This window comes from Prolixibacter sp. DSM 2831 (genome assembly GCF_056493735.1).
Genome location: NZ_CM151379.1, coordinates 1,755,324 through 1,773,153, shown reverse-complemented (window position 1 = coordinate 1,773,153; position 17,830 = coordinate 1,755,324). Strand labels below are relative to the sequence as shown.

Sequence of the window (17,830 nt, the reverse complement as noted above, 5' to 3'; positions counted from 1 at the left end):
TTCAACAGATATTGAAAATCAGCCCACAAATCCGGACATGAGTAACAAATTGACTCAGCCCCCACAAAAAGCAGTAAGCAATGTTAATTTGTTTGGGGATTGCGGACACGCGTTGCCAGCAGGAATATTAATACGGCAACGGATAAAGAAAACATTCCGGCATGATGATAACTTCCGGTTTGCGTTTTACTCAAACTGAAGATAAGCGGAGCAATGGCGCTACCAAAAACAATCATCGACATGTTGAAACCGGAAATGGCACCGAGGTGCTTACGACCGAAATAGCGGGGAAATGCTACTGCAGAAAGCACGCTGTACATGCCACTCAACGTTCCGTTCCCAACGATTAGAACATAGTAACTCCAGCCATTTCCAAGCAAAATCAATCCGATGGAAGAGAGAATTCCTCCCAGTGCCATAATCAAGAGCAGGTATTTCAAGCGAATAAAATCGCTGATGTAGTTACCGCCGATAGAAACGATAATCGAAATAAGTGTAGCCGGAAGAAAAATTCCCAGCGCTTTCGTGTCGTCCATTCCTGCTGTGTGAAAGATGGACAAGATGTGGAAAGTCAAACCTGTAACGAAAAAACCATTAAACGTTGTAGCAATAGCAACGCCCCAGAAAGCGGTGGTTTTTCTCGCTTCCTTTAACGTGAATTGCTTCCGGTTTTGCTGCAATTGCTCCTTTTCAGTCAACGGTCGTGGATTTTTTCCATCAGGAACCAACCCGCAGATTTCCGGATTATCACGGTAGAAAACCAACACTAAAACAGCAAAAAGCACCAGCAGAACTGCCAGCCAACGCCAGGTACCATACCACTCGAAACGACCGATTCCCCATGCCAGAATCAGCGGTGACATGGAAAAACCGAAGCTCACAAACGCGCTACTCAATGCATTTGCCAAGCCCCGTTTTCGGTCGAACCATTTCATAATCATGTTGCGCGACGACATCGTCATCACTCCCTGCCCCGAGAAACGAATCAGGAAAAAGAGCAGGCTCATGATAAATACGGCAAAATAGGACAACGGTAAAAACGAGAGTCCCTTTCCAAGCGAAACGATTGCCGGAGAGAACGATGCCAACACCAACGCCAATGCAAGGGTAAGCGTTGCTCCTCCCATGACCAGACGTACACCATACCGATCGTACCATTTTCCCGCCAGGGTGAGAAACAGAGAACTGCCAATGGTGCCAAACATATACGCCAGGCTGATTTGATCGCGGGATACGTTCAACTCACCAATCAGATGGTCGGTGAAAACTGAAACGCCCATCGTTTGTCCCGGGACACTGAACAAAACACCCAACGTTCCCATGGTAACAACAAACCAACCATAGAAAAAAGGCCAACGATCGACCCGAAAAGGAATTTTTGCGTAGTTCGGCATAAGAAAGAAATTAAGATGCAAAGGTATAGAATCGGATTTCTTACTGACATTTTTTTCCACCTTCGGACTCAGCTTTTAACGAAAGTTTTAAGTGGAACCGTTCTGCCCCGGGGATTTTTCTTGTCCGACTCATTTCACAATTCTCCTGACGGGCTCTAACATGTCTGGTAAAACATCCTTTATTCGTACCATAGGAATTAATGCAATTACCGCTCAAACGATAAATACCTGCTTTGCCCGTCACTTCTCATTACCTAAAATGCGCATTTTTACTGCCATTCGAATTAGCGATGACCTGATGAACGATCGGAGTTATTACTTTCAGGAAGTGCTGACGATTAAAGAGATGATAGATAAATCCCATAACGAAGCTCCCAATATTTATTTGCTGGATGAGATTTTCAAGGGAACCAATACTGTTGAGCGGATTTCTGCGGGCAAGGCTATTCTTTCCTCTCTAAATCAAAACAACCATATTATTTTTGTCTCGACCCATGACATCGAACTGGCCGATTTACTGAAAGAGGAATATGAGCTATTCCACTTCAGCGAAATCATCAACCAACAATCCATTGATTTTGATTATAAACTAAAGAATGGGAAACTGAAAAACCGGAATGCCATCAAAATTTTACAACTCAATGACTATCCGAAAACAATCATTGAAGATGCCATGACGATATCTCATGAATTGGATAGAAAAGCACAGATAGCAAAGAAACTGGAAGGCTAATAACACGCTACAACATGGAAAAAATTGAAAACCCAAAGCTCCGATTTAAGCATTTGGTAAAAAAAACAGCTAATTATTCACACCTATTAGTAAATACTAGAGTGGCTCAAAACCATACTTTAATTTTGCTATACTCGAGTCTTTCGCCACTATCTTCTTGATTTTTTTAAAAACCAAACGCAACCTCTTAGATTTTCTATCTCTAGCACTCGTAGATGTGTCCCATGTTATTTGATGTTCAATTCCATTTGTCCTAAATCGAAGAAAATAGCTTTCATTAGGAGAAACTTGGAATTCATCTTTAGGAATATAATATGAGTCGTATTCAGATATGTTATTTCTGTTAATTAGTCTCCATAATTGTTCCAGTTCCTCATTCGAAAATCTGAATTTGACAACTACCGAGTCAGAGATACCTCCTGTTCTGAATGTAAATGTGTCATTGTAGCTATTTACTTTTTTAGTTCTCGCCAAACCATACTCTGCATAAATAGCAAAATCCTTAGGCATCTCAGTACGACAACTATAAATCACAAACATAACACACAAATAGACACTTAGCCGCACCAAATTCTTAGTAATGTACATTCTTTTAGTCGTTTAAGTTTTGTTCTTACCCTAAAACCAAGTTAAGTGTGTAAATAATGGCGATACCCGTTAACCCTTGCAGCAACGTAGCCATCGTTTGACTCTTCAACGCTGTAGATGTATCCATATCCGAAAATTGTGAAACCACCCAGAAATAGCTGTCATTCAAATGGGAGACCGTCATCGCTCCGGCACCGATAGCCAGAACTGTCAGCGCTTTGCTGGTTTCGGATGACAATCCCAGAGAACCAAGCAGAGGTGCAACGATAGCCGCCGTGGTGATGATAGCCACCGTTGACGAGCCTTGTGCCGATTTCAAAATGGCAGCGAGAATAAAAGGCAATAAAATACCTACCTGAAAATCAGATAAGCCCGCCCCGATGATATCGCCGATTCCGCCTGCCCGCAGAATCTCTCCAAATGCTCCTCCGGCACCCGTAATCAAAATAATGACACCCGCTTCTTTCAAACCCTTTACGGTCCAGTCAAAATGAGATTCCTTAGCGCTATGTTTCAGCGCAAACGCCAGAATGACTCCCATGAAAAGTGCGATAACCGGATTTCCCATAAAACCAATAACCTGATATATCCAATCGCTCCCGAACGGATGCGTCGGGTACTCTGCGATGGATTTAAGAGCAATTAAAATGATAGGGAAAATAATCGGTGCAAAGGAGACAAGATTACCGGGTAGCTTTTCCGGTTCATCTTCCATTTGAGTCTCTTCTTTTACGACAATACTCACTTTCTTACTGATAAACTTCGCCCAAAAGTACCCAGCCAGCGAAACGGGTAACGCCACAATGAGGCCTAATAAAATGACCAATCCCAAATCAGCTTTCAATGCCGCCGCAGCAGCGAGTGGACCCGGTGTGGGTGGGACAAATACATGGGTTGCATATAACCCTGCTGCCAGCGATATGGCAAAAACCACAAGAGATATACCCGATTTTTTACTCAATGCTTTATTTAAACGCGACAAGATCACAAAACCGGAGTCGCAAAACACCGGGATGGAAACAATAAATCCGGTCAGGTTCATAGCCAGCGCCGAACGTTTTTCACCGATCATTTTCAAAATGGTACGGGCAATTTTCATGGCCCCGCCACTCTTTTCCAGATAGACTCCGATAATGGTCCCAAACGCAATGATGATACCAATACTGGAAAGCGTTTTACCAAACCCTTCCGTCAATTTTTTGACGATAACACCGCCATCCATCCCGGATACAAATCCCATAACCACGGCTGCAAACAGCAAAGAAAGAAAGGGATGAATATTGAATTTGGTTGTGGCGATGACAACCAGGAAAATGACAAGAATTAAAGAGATTATAATTACCATATGAATACCGTTAATGTCAGTGGCTTTTAAAGTTACCAGAATTCTTTTATTGCTCTTCTTTAATTGGTGAAATTGAAGAACTTGTTACAACTAAAGTATCGTCTATTTCGACCTAGTTATCATCTCTGACGGTAGCTGGAAATCTACAACTAAAGTATCGTTTATTTCGACCTTTTTCGCTTTTCCATTCTCATAATAAGCTTTATAAATGATTTTTCCGTCTTCAGAATAAATATCCCATTCCCCTTCAGCCTTGCCATTAACATAATAAATACTATTATTCAACCTCCCATTCCCAAAGTAAGTATAATAATGACCTACTCTTACTCCATTGCTATCTCTACCAATGATCACAGGTGTTATTCCGTCATCACGAAACCAATAAATATGATTTATCTTACTAGTCGTATTTTTTATTATTACACCCGAAAAATTCTTATTCTGATCGTCTAAATAAATTTTAATGCTCAAACTATCATTTAACTTAGCTTCGATCTCATGGTTGTTTCCGCCAGGAGTTTCTTTCTTATTATTGCATGAAGAGAACAACAGGATTATTAAAAAAAGGAAAGAAATCTGCAACATATTCTTATTCATGGTCGATGTCTTTTAAAGATTAGGTACTCCATAAATTTAAAATAATTAATTCAATCAGAGTTTTTCTGCAATTACTACTTTCACCATCTGAACTAAAACAGACGAGCACCGTTATCTTGTTTTAAGTAGCATTGAAAAGAGAATGAAGAAGATTGCGACTTTAGGCCCGAAAGGAACCTATTCGGACAAAGCCACGAAAATATTTAGCACTCAATTGAATGAAGAATATGAAATCGAGTACTATCCTTCCATCAAAAAAGTACTGAATGCCATTGGCAAAACGTCCGATTACGGAGTGTTGCCCATTGAAAACCTGACGGAAGGTTTTGTATCCATCGTGCTCGACTACCTGGTAGCGTCCGAATTAAAAATAGCTGCGGAAGTAATGCTCTCCATACGCTTTTCGTTTGTTGGAAAAGCAACAAATATGAAAAACCTGAAGCGTTTGTACGTTCAGTTTGTTGCCAAAGGACAATGTGCAGATTTCATCGATTCGCTGGAAAACGTCGAAATCATTACGACACAAAGCAACATGGAATCACTCGAAAGAGTAAAAGAGAGCAACGATGCAGACGGAGCTATCGTTCCCTTTGATTCCTATTCCGAAACTGAATTCCCCCAAGTAATTGAGAACGTAAACGATTATCCCAACAATTCCACCCGCTTTCTCGCCTTCACGAACAATGTTGCATCGGATGCATATTTTTCCGAAGGAAATCACAAAACTTCGCTGATCGTGATTGATGACAACGACCGGGCAGGATTACTTGAAGGCATCCTTTCCTCCTTTGCCAAACGGAACATCAACCTCACCTCTATCGTTTCGCGTCCAACCGGACAAGCGTTCGGTAAGTATCATTTCTTCATCGATTTTGAAGGACACATCCGGGAAGAGAAAGTGACCGCCGCATTGGATGAGATTAAAACGATGAACAAAGTGAAAGTACTTGGCTCCTATTCGAAATCGGACCTTCTGAAAAAAGAATAGTGCTACCTGTCGATTAGTCCTCAATCAGTTTCTTCGTGTACTCCATCACAGCGTCTCTCTCATTCAGCAAATCATCAAGAGTCGTTCTAACTGCATGGTCCGGAAGAAGCGGATCTCCCTTTTTAAAACCAGAAACGGCGGTTTGGAAAGTAACCCGTGGCAAATTAAAACGAGTCCCTGTTTCCGGCAACGTCAACGGAATGCTGCCGTCGTTGCAGTAAAACGAACCTCCGGACTCTTCACCGATTAATGTTCCCAATTTGTGATAGCGCACCAATGAAAGAAAATGCCCGGTTGTCGACAAACAACCACCATCCATCAGTACATAAATATCCCCTTTAAAAGCATTTTCTTTTGCCGGCCAGGGGTGATACAACGGAGCGATTTCAGGCCTTTCCTCCGGCTGCTCAAAATAGATGAAGTCCGATTTGGCCAGATATGATAATAACTCAGCGCCAAAGAAGGGATGTCCACCTTTGTTTCCTCTGACGTCAATAATCAAATGTTGGATATTTTTCGATTTTATCTCTGCGAATGCGTTTTCCAGAAAGGCAATGTAATCATCAGGGTTGGGAGCCCAAAAACCGGAAACCGTCAGGATAGCTGTACTTTTCTTCTCGTCTGTCTTCAGGTTAACTGGTAATCCGGCAGGAAATCTTTTTGGATATGCTGTCTGCATGGCCTCTTCCAGTTCTTTTCCCGTTAAAGCTTTGACGCTTGTAGTAACTCTCTTTCCGGAAGGGCTACTACACTCCAACTCATATGATTTGCTTTTCCCATTATAACGGGCATACACACGCGAGAAATCAGTGTTAATCTCAAAGTTTTTTGCTGTTTGATTCTGTCCATCCGAGGGAATACAATCCATCAACCGCGCATAAATATCCTTCACTTTTCTCCCGTTGACTGACAGCACCTGCATTCTCTTTTCAACGGATGGAGTTTTCTCATAACTTTTAATAACGTAAACTTTCCCTTCAACAAACCGGATATCCAAAGGAAGAAATCCCGAAGAATCAGCCATCATCCTTTCATACGCTTCTGACAGGCGAATCCCGGTATGCACACAATGAACTTCCTCAACCACCGGAGCAATCAAACGGAAGAATTCATCTTCTGTCATTTCATTTCGAATGCTCGCATAAGCTTGCACAAAAAGCCGGTCAAATTCTTCCTTTGAGGTGTAGAGGTATAGTTGTGGATGCGTTTGTTCCAGCTGTTTTCGCAGAAAACTGAAATCAGATTGCAATTGTGCGACAGAATATCGCTGGTTTGGCGATCTGGTTGGTTCTTCTTCCGCAACAGAACCTTTTGATGGCTTTTCTACTTTTCGAACCTGAACCGGATGAGATGAATTATCCGGAAAATGGAGCTCCCCGGTAATTTGCTGTCTATCGGATGAAACCTTTCCTGCAAAAGGAGTATTCTTAGCCTCAATTAAAAATGTCAGTTGCTTACCATCCAGTCGAATATCACTCAGTGCATCATCCTGAATTTGGTTGTTTTCCTGGTAAAGGAAAATCCGACCAACTGTTGCTCCTTCTTCTGATTCCTCAAAATGCAAAACCATCGTGAGATGATTGCCTGGCATAAATTCGCCTTCCCAATAACCGCTGATTTTATGGAAATCACTGGTTTCCTGCCCATGAAGATTAAAAGACAGAAAAATTATAAAAGCCAGACTAAAAGAAACAGTTAAAACCCTTTGAAGAATTAGGTTATCCTGGTTTGGAAAATTCTTTTTCATGGCTTGTTCGTTTTTATGGTACCAATCTAAAGACTATTCATTCTCCGAATTCGATGCAACATCACCAACTAAATTTACCGACAAAACACTACATTTCAACTAGTTTATCCACATTAAATCAAACAAATCATCACCACATTTGAGATGGTTTGACAACCGGAAAACACATTCTTCACTACTTATTCTGTTGGCATTTCGTTTGAAAACATAAGATGTGCTTTTAAATAATGATTGGAATCCCTTACTTTTATATGGGAAGGGAATAAAGGGGAATAAGTGCACTGAATGTTTCTTCCCGGAAAAGTTCAGGTTCACCGATGAATCAAATATATAAGAGAAAAGTTCCAGATGAGTATTTTGAACAAACGAAATATTGCCCTGCTAATTTGTTTGCTTTCGTTCTCCGGCGTCTCGTTCGCCCAGGGAAATCCGCTCGAACAGCTCAATTTTTTAATCGGAGACTGGATGGGGACAGGAAGTGGATACGGCGACACAAAATCGAAAGTGGAAGTTTCCTTTTACTACATCATGCAGGGAAAATTCATCGAAATGGATGCTGAATCGAGGTTTGCCCCGAAAGGAAAAAATAACAAAGGCCAGTTTCATCAGGAGAAAGGCTTTTTTAGTTACGACAAGGACCGAAAACTGATTATTTACAGGCAGTTTAGCAACGACGGCTACGTCAATCAGTATTACCTGAACGACACCATTTCAACAGCTCATACGCTGGTTTTCGATACGGAAAGAACCGAAGACTTTGTCCCCGACGGAAAAGCAAGATGGATTATCCCAAAAGAGGGAGACCGTCAACTAAGCACCTCATTCAATGTCGCTTTCCCCGAACAGGACTTCGTCAATTTTGGCTCGCAAGAATTGATGAAGAACCCTTAAAATCTGCCGACAAACCGCCTAATCTCATCAAGGATACATCACCCCAACAAGGCCCGCCTCAACCAGTTATCCCTTCAGAATAAGCTCAGCAGATCACCAACTTCATTTGAATATCTACTCCAGATTCGGTATTTTCGAAAATCAAACCTAACTAACTGATTATGTACAAGCTGCTATTTATCTGCATTTTCCTATCCATTACCGGTCTTACTTTCGGTCAAACAAAAAAATCGCCCTCATTTATCGATGAAGAAATTCGAATTCCTGTTCCAAAATCCGAGCTATATGTCCGAATGCGTGGAAATCCGGAAAAACCATTAATCATCAATTTGCACGGAGGCCCCGGAGGATATTCCGGAATTGATATAAAACTAATGGGACCGGGCCTCGAAAGCCATTATCTTATGGCATGGCTCGACCAACGCGGCTGCGGAAAATCACCTGTCAGTTCTGATTCAACTTTGCTCAATGTTTCTCAATACCTCGAGGATCTCAACATTGTTGTCGACACATTAATTAGCCGTTACCAAAAAACAAAAGCAAATCTAATTGGAACTTCCTGGGGCTGCATGTACGGCTTTCTATATGTCCTCAATCATCAGGAAAAGATCGGTGCATATGCTTGCGTTGACGGTAAAGCCAATAGCCAATATCAGAACAGTTCACTTATTGAACACGAACTACGATTGATTGAAAAGAAACTTGGTCAAAATCCATCTCTGAAGGAAAGGAAAACATTACTTACGATGCAAGAAGATTTGCAACGAATTAAGTCAAGTAACTTCGAGAAATTTTACCTGGATGTCAATCGCATTAAACATGAATATCCTCCAAAACTCGGATTCAATGCCTATTTTGCAGATACTTCGAAAATTATCTCAATTAAATCAGTTTTAGCCGATTCTGCTTTGTTGGCTTTAATGAAATATACTCCCAATGAATATTTGGCAATAGGTCCTAAAGCAGAACGGGTCAACAGAGCTTTTCGTAACAATCCGGATTATAACAATATGAATATTGAACCCGATCTGAGGAAAGTAAAAATACCGGTTTCAGTTATTCAGGGGGAAAAAGATTATGTGGTAGGGATAAAACACGCACAATTGATTTACGACGCACTAACAGATTTACCAGCAGATAAAAAGGAGTTGCACATTATTCCAAACACCGGGCATGTACCGGCTATAGAAAATCCGGTAATTCTTAACGAAATACTTAATTCCTTCTTTGGCAAGCATGCCGTCGACTAATTTAGCTTAGTCAAAACTTCGAATTCACAAGATCTTATATCTTAGCAAAAAAGCCTGCCGGCAGGAACACTTCCCTCCGACAGGCTTTCACTATATTTTATGTTCTTTTCTTACCAGGAAAGAACTGTTTCGCCATTATTGGCATCCAGTGTCAGCGTTTGTGTGTTGCCTTCACCTTTTTGCAGGGTCATGGTTTTTCTTCCCACTTTTACTGAGTTCATTCCATCGAAACCGTGCAATACAATTTCGATTTTGTCGAACTTCGAGGCGTAATTTCCTTCAGCTTTGCCAATAGTAATCTTCTTAGCCGTCGGATCGAAAGCGAATTCTCTTTTCAGGAAATGACCATCCTCGTACTTGTAAGTCGTTCCGTCATCTTCGTAATACAAATATCTATTTGGTTCGGAACCACTGTAAATATGCAACCGCAGGATACCATCGCCTTTTTGCGCCGTATTTTGAACGGTCGATTGCATCGGAATAATGGCACCAGCTTTTACAAATACAGGCAAGTCTGACAGTGGCGCATCCACAATGACCGACTGACCCCCATCGTATTTTTTGCCTGTGCTCTTACGGTACCAAACGCCTTTCGGCAGATAAACCCGTCCGAAGTTCTGTTTGCTGGAAACCGGGGCTACGAGAATGGAGGGACCGAAAAGGTATTCATCCTGGAAATCCGGGTTGTAAATATTCTTATCGAACGTATAGTTGATGGCCAGCGACCGTGCGATCGGCATACCCGTTTCGTGCGCTTGATAGAATGCCGAGTAAATGTAAGGCAGCAATTGATACCTTTCATCGATGTACTTCCGTGAAATGGCTTCCACATCTTCCCCGAAAGTCCACGGTTCGTGCGCTCGTGAGTTATATTTCGAGTGACTGCGGAAGAACGGAGTATAAGCAGCGATGGAAATCCAACGGGCAAACAACTTGCGACTCGTCGTTCCTCCCATAAAACCACCGACATCAGCTCCGATGTATGGTACTCCGGCCAAGCCCATAGAGTTAATCAGCCGCGATGCCAACAGCATATGCTCGTCGGAGGCCACATTGTCTCCGGTCCAGATAGCCGAGTAACGCTGTATTCCTGCGTAAGCTGCACGGGTGAGCACCAACGGACGTTTACCATCCATCAGTTTGGTAGCACCCTGATAGGTACTGCGGGCCATTTGCATACCATAAACATTGTGTGCTTCCTCCATCGTTCCCTTGTGGCCTTCCATATCGAATTCCACCAGGTTGGGCACCATATTTCCCCACGAGGCCGGCTCGTTCATATCGTTCCAGAATCCGGTTACGCCGTCTGAAACCAGTCCTTTGTAAAGATTTCCCCACCAGGTCCGAACTTTCGGATTGGTAAAATCGGGGAAATTGCAGGTACCCGGCCAAACATCGGCTGACCAATTGGTTCCGTCGGGATACTTCACAAAACAGTCGTTCTTCAAACCGCTGTCGTAAGCCCAATAGCCTTTTTCCTTCTTCACACCCGGATCGACAATGGTCACGATATGGAATCCCATGTCTTTCAACGAATCAATCATGGCTGACGGATTCGGGAAACGCTCTTTGTTCCACGTAAACACCTTATAGGCATCCATGTAATGAATGTCGAGGTAAATCACATCAGCCGGGATTTTCTTCTCGCGGAACGTGCGGGCCAGGTTCAATACTTCCGTGTCGGGGAAATAGCTCCAACGGCTTTGCTGGAAACCCAGTCCCCAAATAGGTGGCATCTTGATTCGCCCGGTCAGGTCGGTGTATTCCTTCAACAAATCAGCGACCGAATGCCCCCCAAAGAAGTAATAATTCATTTCGCCATCAACCGCTCCAAAACTGGAGAACCGGTTATTCGATGCACCAAAATTAAACGTCGCTTTGTACGTGTTGTCAAAGAATATTCCATAGGTCAGTTGGTTGTGCAAACCAATATAAAATGGCAACGATGTATAAAGCGGATCTCCGTTCGTGGCATAAGCCGGATTGTCGGTATTCCAATCAACGTACGCCGAACCACGACGATCGAGGTTTCCTGTTTTCTCACCAAGTCCGATGAACCGTTCACCGGGCTGCAGCTTTTTGTAACAAGTAGTCCCCGTTCCGAGCCAACTGATTCCCAGCCCCGGATCGTCTTCATTCAGCAACTTACCGTCTTTATTGTAAAAACGGACCAGTACCGGATTCTTATTTACCTCTACCTTTAGCTCACCGGTCGATAACACCAGTTTGTCTTTTTCGTCCTTCACGGAAGTAAATTTCCCCGAAGGCTCTGTAATCACGGCATACGAGGGCGTGGTGCTAAACTCGTTCTGTGTGGCACGAACCCGAACAACCTCGGGGCCATAAACCGTTAACGAGAGTTTGGCGTTGCCCGCCGAAATTAAAACGCCGTGTGGAGTTTCTTTCCAGGAAGTAAAATTCCCAATCTGTACACTTAATCTTCCTGCTGCAAATGATGGCATGCTCATAACGACTGCAAACATAACAGCAAAAATCGTTTTCCGGATTGTCTTCATGTGTTTTAGTTTATTGACATTTGGCAAACTAGACATATTGATTTCTGATACACATCGCATTGACATGTTTCAAAATTCAATATCTCCTTAATACCAGTATTCTCTTTTTCAGTGATAAACACCGGTAATATTCCACTAAGTTGTTTGGTAGGTAGTTGGATGTGCCAGTTCTGAGGATCAAAATTAAGGCTTTGGCTGAATTATCTTTCATAATTTTAAAGAAACCTTTTCATGTGAGCCACACAAATACGCGGTTATTTTTCAAATGTATGTACAAACGGGTCGGTTCTCCTCGAATGTCAAAACAGCTTCAATTGCCCGTCATCCAGGTTCTTCCTCGATTTCTTATTGTCATCAAACACTGTTTGTCCGCCAAAAGCTTTCGACTCTTTTCGTTCCCGCTCAATATACTTTTCAAACTTTTCGGTATCGGGAACAAAATCCTTTTCAAGTTTGAATAGTAAGTCAGAAAGTTTTTTGATGGAAGCCTTCTTTTCGGTCTCCCCGATTTTTGCTCTATGAACAGCATCCTGCAGAAAATGGATCGATTCATCATAAACAGTAGTTTGCACCGGGAATGGGTGGCCATCCTTTCCGCCGTGTGCAAATGAGAAACGAGCCGGATCACGAAAGCGTGAGGGAGTTCCGTGAATCACTTCACTAACCAACGTAAGCGATCGAAGTGTCTTAGGACCGAGCCCCTGCAGCAACAGAAAATCATCGAACTTTTTGAACTGATTCTCATAGGCCATGGCCAAAATCGTTCCTAAGCGTCGCAAATCAACATCCCTCAATTTGACATCATGGTGGCGGGGCATCAAAACCTTTCGGATTTCGGGTAACATCCTACCGGGATTTTCGTTTCCCACATTCAGAATGCCTTCGCGGGAAGAAGCAGCTTCATGCGCTGTCAGATTCAGTATCAATCCCTGATTGTGTCCAATAACCGATGCATGCGGCTCATCCACAAACGAACTGACTTTTTCCGAAAGCCAGTGATAGCGACGCGCCATGTTATTCCCCTCGTTCATTCCCTGTTGCACTACAGCCCAATTTCCGTTCTGAGTCAGGATGAAAGAATGCAGGTATAATTGAAAACCATCCTGCAGTGCTGTATTGTCCACTTTTGCGGTCAGCTTACTGGTGCGCACCAATTCGTCTCCGTTTAAACCGGTCCGATCACCTATTTGTAATAATTCCTCGGGCGTTTTCCGCGAATGCTTTCCCCGACCTCCGCAGACGTAAATTCCCAACTCTTGTGAAACCGGATTCAGAGCGTGTTTCAATGCGCCCATCACCGAGGTAGTTATTCCTGAAGAATGCCAGTCCATTCCCAAAACAGCACCAAACGACTGAAACCAAAACGGATCACTGATACGTCGCAGAAATTCATCAGGGCCGTACTCCTCAACGATCGCTTCCGTAATAGCAAGTCCCATCGTCCGCATGCGCTCATATAACCATGCAGGTACGCGTCCATAATGAAGCGGCAGATCAGCTTGTCCCGAACGTTTCATTCAACCAACGATTAGATTTAAGACAATAAGACAAAGTTAAGAACGGTTTCGCGTTAAAGCATAAAATTATTCAAACCCAAACACTTTCCTTTAAAATCACCTACAAATGGTCGTTTATAACTCCAAAAACAACAATAAGAAGCAATAATAAATATCCAAACAAGCACCTGAGGAACAATACATTATCATAAAAACCAACAATGATAAACAATACCCCTAAAATGCTTACCAGAACATTAAAAAATTCTGCACAACGCACACAAAAATGACGTTTTTTGGAATCAGCTTCACATAATTCATATTAATCACATAATAATTATATGATTAATCAAAGCGCTGTGAGGCTCGAATTTAAGGGACTCATTTATCTGATTAACTTAACTAATATAAAGTATTGCAGAAAACAAAAGCATCATTAGATCAACAGAACCATATATTAGATAACTCACACACTACATTTATCTATAAAATTAGATTTTCGATAAAACAGGTATTTACTTCTGCCTCATTTAATTCTTAACTTTCATTTGGCTTATTGCTAAGCTTGTTGATTCTCAAAATCCTTTTTCATCCGATCAATCCTCATGGGACTGAAGAGGCGAAGCTATAAATCATAATCAAAATTATAAATTATTCGTATATATTTAATGAGCATGATTTTGAGCATGAATTCTTATGCATAGCCATGTAGCCAAAACAAATGCTCTGTTTTGTATAAAGGATTGACGGAATTGACAGTTGGCACCGCATATTAAATCCTATGCATTGTTACTGTCCAGATTTTAATCTCACTAATAACCTGTAATCCTCATGAAACTTCGTTCTCTCACCTGGGCAGGGTTACTCCTCCTGCTCACAGCCCTGTTTTCATCATGTAGCACTCCACTTAAGAACATTACCTACCTGTACGATTTAAAGAAAGCAGATTCCACACTACAAACCGTTTCACCGGATGTTTACACCATCCATCCCAACGACAACCTCTACATCAGTATTATCAGTGATAATCCTGATGCTGCTTCCTTTTTGAATCTTTCTCAACCCGATCGCAACTACACTTCTGAATCGTCTCTGGAACTCATCACATATATTGTGGATGACCATGGGAATATTGTGCTTCCATATCTCGGGAAACAGCATGTAGGAGGCAAAACCACCAACCAGGTAAGAGATGAATTACAAGAACAGATTGACGGCATTATGGAAAATGCTTCCGTGTTCGTCAAGTTGGTAAACCGAACGATAACTGTCCTGGGAGAGATTAACCGCCCCGGGCAATACCGGGTTAACAAAAATTCGATGACGATATTTGAGGCTCTGGGAACCGCCGGAGACCTGAGCGATTTTGGAAACAGAAAAGATGTCAGGGTTATCAGAGGAGAAGGCGACGAAAGAAGGGTCGTGGCATTAAACCTGACTAGCAGCAATATCACGCATTCAAAATACTTCTACATACTCCCCAACGATATTATTTACGTACAGCCCAAAAACCGCATTTACGGAGCTAAAACACTTCCTTTCGCGACTCTCTTTACGGCAATATCTACCGCCGTTCTACTATATACTTCCTTTAAGCCTTAATCGCTTACTCCATACATAAGGCCCAGAAGGAAATTTGTACTTCCCTTAATAATTTGCCCAACACTTTCCAGAAAAGAGCACATGCATAACGTATGAGTCAGTGTCAATATTTAAGACAATTTCCTCTCTTTTAATCATCTTCTTTTCTCCATTTTTAATAGCTAACTCAATTTTAACATACAAACCTAAATACAATGAAAATAAACAATTACCAAAATCTTGAGCAATTCACACTACCCCAGAAAACAATAAATTATCGAAAATATTTTGCTCTGCTAATCTCTCATTGGAAATGGTTTGTAATAGCAATAATCTTCACTTCTATTGGAATTTGGTTGTACTACAAGTATACCCATCCTGTTTACGAAGTTTCCGCCTCAATACTGATCGAAGAGCAGCAGAACCAAAACCCATTAATCACAGCAGCAGATAAACAGCCTAACGTTTTCCAGGGATTTAGTCTCTTCAATGGAAACCAAAATATTGAGAACCAAATCCAAATATTAAAGTCATGGAGTCTTATTTACAATACTCTTGAGCATTTCGACTTTGAAGTCACCTATTCTGAGAGAGGTTTTTTCAGGACAACTGAATTATATCATGATCTACCTTTTGAGATTGAGTTTGATGATAGACATTCACAACTGATTGATACCAACTTTGACCTTAAGTTCCTATCTGACAATAAGGTCAGAATAAAAACAAAGAGCAGAAAGGCCATCCGTTACGATTATCTAAGAAAGACTGAATTATCCGAACCACATGCTGTAAATAATAGTCGAACATTCGATATTAATGAGCAAATAAAATCTGCTGATTACTCATTCAGAATTATCCCAATTTCATCTCTTCCTTTACAAGGGAGATATCGCATCAACTTTAACTCATTAAATGAGTTAACGAATAAATATTTAGAAAAACTAACCGTTTATCAGGTATCACTAAAGAGCAGTATACTAAAACTTAAAACAACATGTGAGAACACCGAAAAAGGGATTGCCTTTCTGGACATGCTTATGCGGGTCTACCAGGAACATAATTTAAAAAAGAAAAATACTATCGCTACTAAAACTATTTTCTTCATAACATCTCAACTATCAGAGGTTCGCGATTCTCTGAAAGCCTCACAAAAAATAAGAGAGCGGTTTCAAAGTAACAATCAATTACTTGATGTGGGCTACCAATCTCAGCAACTATTGGACCAACTCGTAAAGCTGGAAGACCAAAAAAACCTATTAGAAACTCAACATCAATACTACAAATACCTCGAGAATTACTTACTCCAAAATGGAGATTTGGAATCACTCGTCGCCCCTTCCACAGTGGGCATTGATGCCCCTCTTTTAGTGAATCTACTTCGAGATCTGAACCAACTGAATATCGAATTATCAACCCTGTCAGCGACAGTTCATGATCCGGAGTATCCCAGGATGAGACAACTTAGGATCCAAATGGAAACAACCAAACGTACATTATTGGAAAACAGCAGAAGCATCATGCATCAATCTGAACTGACGCTTCAGGACATTTCCAAGCGAACTGACTTTTTAAGAAAACAGACAAGAAGTTTACCTGCTGTTGAAAGAGACTACGTTAACATCGAGAGAAGTTATCAATTAAACAACAACAACTACAACTTTCTTCTTCAAAAGTTATCTGAAGCACAAATTGCCAAAGCCTCGAACACGCCTGATAATGAAGTCATCGATCCAGCTAGAATTATAGGAGATAAACCGGTCAAACCCAATAATATCAAAACAGGCATTGCTGCTTTACTTCTTGGCATTTTTTTTCCTTCAACGCTCATTATTACTAGAAACGCACTTGACAACAAAGTGCGAACGTTGGATGACCTAAAACTTTTGACAGATTCGCCAGTCTTAGGGCAAATCCCCCATGATGAACAAGTTTTACCTAGTCAAATTCCCCTGCTAGAACATCCTAACTCTCCATTGGGTGAATCGTATCGAGCTCTTCGAACAAAACTTAAATTTATACAAAATGGAAATGAACACAACGTAATTGCAGTGACATCAACCACCGCAGGAGAAGGAAAAACCTTTACAGCTCTCAATCTTGCAGCGTCTTTCGCATTATTGGGAAAGAAAACTGTTTTTTTAGATCTCGATCTCAGGAATTCACGGATAGGGAAGAAAATGGGTTACGAAAGCAATAGAGGAGCGAGCAACTACATCCTCAATGAAATGTCTATCAACGATATAACCTTCAACACTCCACATCCTTATTTACACATCATTCCAGCCGGAAGCATTCCCCCAAATCCGGGAGAGATGTTGGCTGACATCCAACTTGTTGAGCTAACAGCTCTTCTTAAGCAAGAATACGAAACAATAATCATTGATTCAAGTCCACTTCTTGTTGCTGATGTTTTTCAATTCAGTAACCTATGGGATACACTTCTTTTTGTTACCCGTCAAGGAATTACATTGAAACCGGCGGCCAAAAGTGCTTTGCAAGAAATATCTAGCCAAAATACAAATCGCTTAGGATTATTACTTAATGACATATCCATTAACAATCAATTTGACCGTTACAATAATCATTCATATGGTTATGGATATGAGAATAACTACAAGAAAAAAATTAGCAAAGAGCTGAAACCTCGAAGACGCTCACGAAAAACAGAAGTCTAATAACTACTGAGCATCAGCCAAATAAATAT

At 41.4% G+C, this 17,830-nt stretch carries 13 protein-coding genes; 6 read left to right on the top strand and 7 right to left on the bottom strand.

Annotated elements, in window-relative coordinates:
• Window positions 1–83: 83 nt before the first annotated feature.
• Entirely contained in the window at window positions 84–1,394 is a 1,311-nt protein-coding gene (locus tag AC060N_RS07070; protein ID WP_479526475.1) for an MFS transporter, read from the bottom strand.
• Between the two features lie 91 nt (window positions 1,395–1,485).
• On the opposite strand from AC060N_RS07070, the gene AC060N_RS07065 reads away from it, so the two are divergent.
• Window positions 1,486–2,127, top strand: coding sequence for a MutS-related protein (locus AC060N_RS07065; RefSeq protein ID WP_479526474.1), 642 nt, complete (start codon window positions 1,486–1,488; stop codon window positions 2,125–2,127).
• A 96-nt stretch (window positions 2,128–2,223) separates the two neighbouring features.
• Here the strand turns inward: AC060N_RS07065 and AC060N_RS07060 are convergent, their stop codons facing one another.
• From AC060N_RS07060 to AC060N_RS07050, 3 genes are all read right to left on the bottom strand, one after another.
• Window positions 2,224–2,715 (bottom strand): hypothetical protein, encoded by a 492-nt coding sequence (locus AC060N_RS07060; RefSeq protein ID WP_479526473.1) that lies wholly within the window; start codon window positions 2,713–2,715, stop codon window positions 2,224–2,226.
• Window positions 2,716–2,740: 25 nt separating this feature from the next.
• A complete protein-coding gene (locus AC060N_RS07055) occupies window positions 2,741–4,060 on the bottom strand; it encodes a GntP family permease (RefSeq protein WP_479526472.1) in 1,320 nt (439 codons plus the stop codon).
• 102 nt (window positions 4,061–4,162) lie between these two features.
• Window positions 4,163–4,657, bottom strand: coding sequence for a toxin-antitoxin system YwqK family antitoxin (locus tag AC060N_RS07050; protein ID WP_479526471.1), 495 nt, complete (start codon window positions 4,655–4,657; stop codon window positions 4,163–4,165).
• A 142-nt stretch (window positions 4,658–4,799) separates the two neighbouring features.
• Here AC060N_RS07050 and pheA point away from each other — a divergent pair, with 142 nt between their 5' ends.
• Window positions 4,800–5,645 carry a prephenate dehydratase gene (gene pheA / locus AC060N_RS07045; protein WP_479526470.1) on the top strand — a complete coding sequence of 282 codons (846 nt, stop codon included), beginning with the start codon at window positions 4,800–4,802 and terminating at the stop codon, window positions 5,643–5,645.
• 13 nt (window positions 5,646–5,658) lie between these two features.
• Here pheA and AC060N_RS07040 read toward each other — a convergent pair whose 3' ends face one another.
• Entirely contained in the window at window positions 5,659–7,392 is a 1,734-nt protein-coding gene (locus AC060N_RS07040) for a S41 family peptidase (RefSeq protein ID WP_479526469.1), read from the bottom strand.
• Between the two features lie 348 nt (window positions 7,393–7,740).
• On the opposite strand from AC060N_RS07040, the gene AC060N_RS07035 reads away from it, so the two are divergent.
• Both AC060N_RS07035 and AC060N_RS07030 read left to right on the top strand, forming a co-directional pair.
• Entirely contained in the window at window positions 7,741–8,283 is a 543-nt protein-coding gene (locus tag AC060N_RS07035; RefSeq protein ID WP_479526468.1) for a heme-binding beta-barrel domain-containing protein, read from the top strand.
• A 161-nt stretch (window positions 8,284–8,444) separates the two neighbouring features.
• Entirely contained in the window at window positions 8,445–9,533 is a 1,089-nt protein-coding gene (locus tag AC060N_RS07030) for an alpha/beta fold hydrolase (protein WP_479526467.1), read from the top strand.
• 110 nt (window positions 9,534–9,643) lie between these two features.
• Here AC060N_RS07030 and AC060N_RS07025 read toward each other — a convergent pair whose 3' ends face one another.
• Both AC060N_RS07025 and AC060N_RS07020 read right to left on the bottom strand, forming a co-directional pair.
• Window positions 9,644–12,049: a glycoside hydrolase family 31 protein gene (locus tag AC060N_RS07025; protein ID WP_479526466.1), complete on the bottom strand. Its 2,406-nt coding sequence runs from the start codon at window positions 12,047–12,049 to the stop codon at window positions 9,644–9,646.
• A 299-nt stretch (window positions 12,050–12,348) separates the two neighbouring features.
• Window positions 12,349–13,566, bottom strand: coding sequence for a DUF763 domain-containing protein (locus tag AC060N_RS07020; protein WP_479526465.1), 1,218 nt, complete (start codon window positions 13,564–13,566; stop codon window positions 12,349–12,351).
• A gap of 810 nt (window positions 13,567–14,376) precedes the next feature.
• Between AC060N_RS07020 and AC060N_RS07015 the strand changes: the two genes are divergently transcribed.
• Together AC060N_RS07015 and AC060N_RS07010 are read left to right on the top strand one after the other, a co-directional pair.
• Window positions 14,377–15,147: a polysaccharide biosynthesis/export family protein gene (locus tag AC060N_RS07015; protein ID WP_479526464.1), complete on the top strand. Its 771-nt coding sequence runs from the start codon at window positions 14,377–14,379 to the stop codon at window positions 15,145–15,147.
• Window positions 15,148–15,341: 194 nt separating this feature from the next.
• The gene (locus tag AC060N_RS07010) at window positions 15,342–17,801 is read left to right on the top strand and encodes a GumC family protein (protein ID WP_479526463.1); all 2,460 of its coding nucleotides are present in this window, start codon (window positions 15,342–15,344) and stop codon (window positions 17,799–17,801) included.
• Window positions 17,802–17,830: the final 29 nt, after the last annotated feature.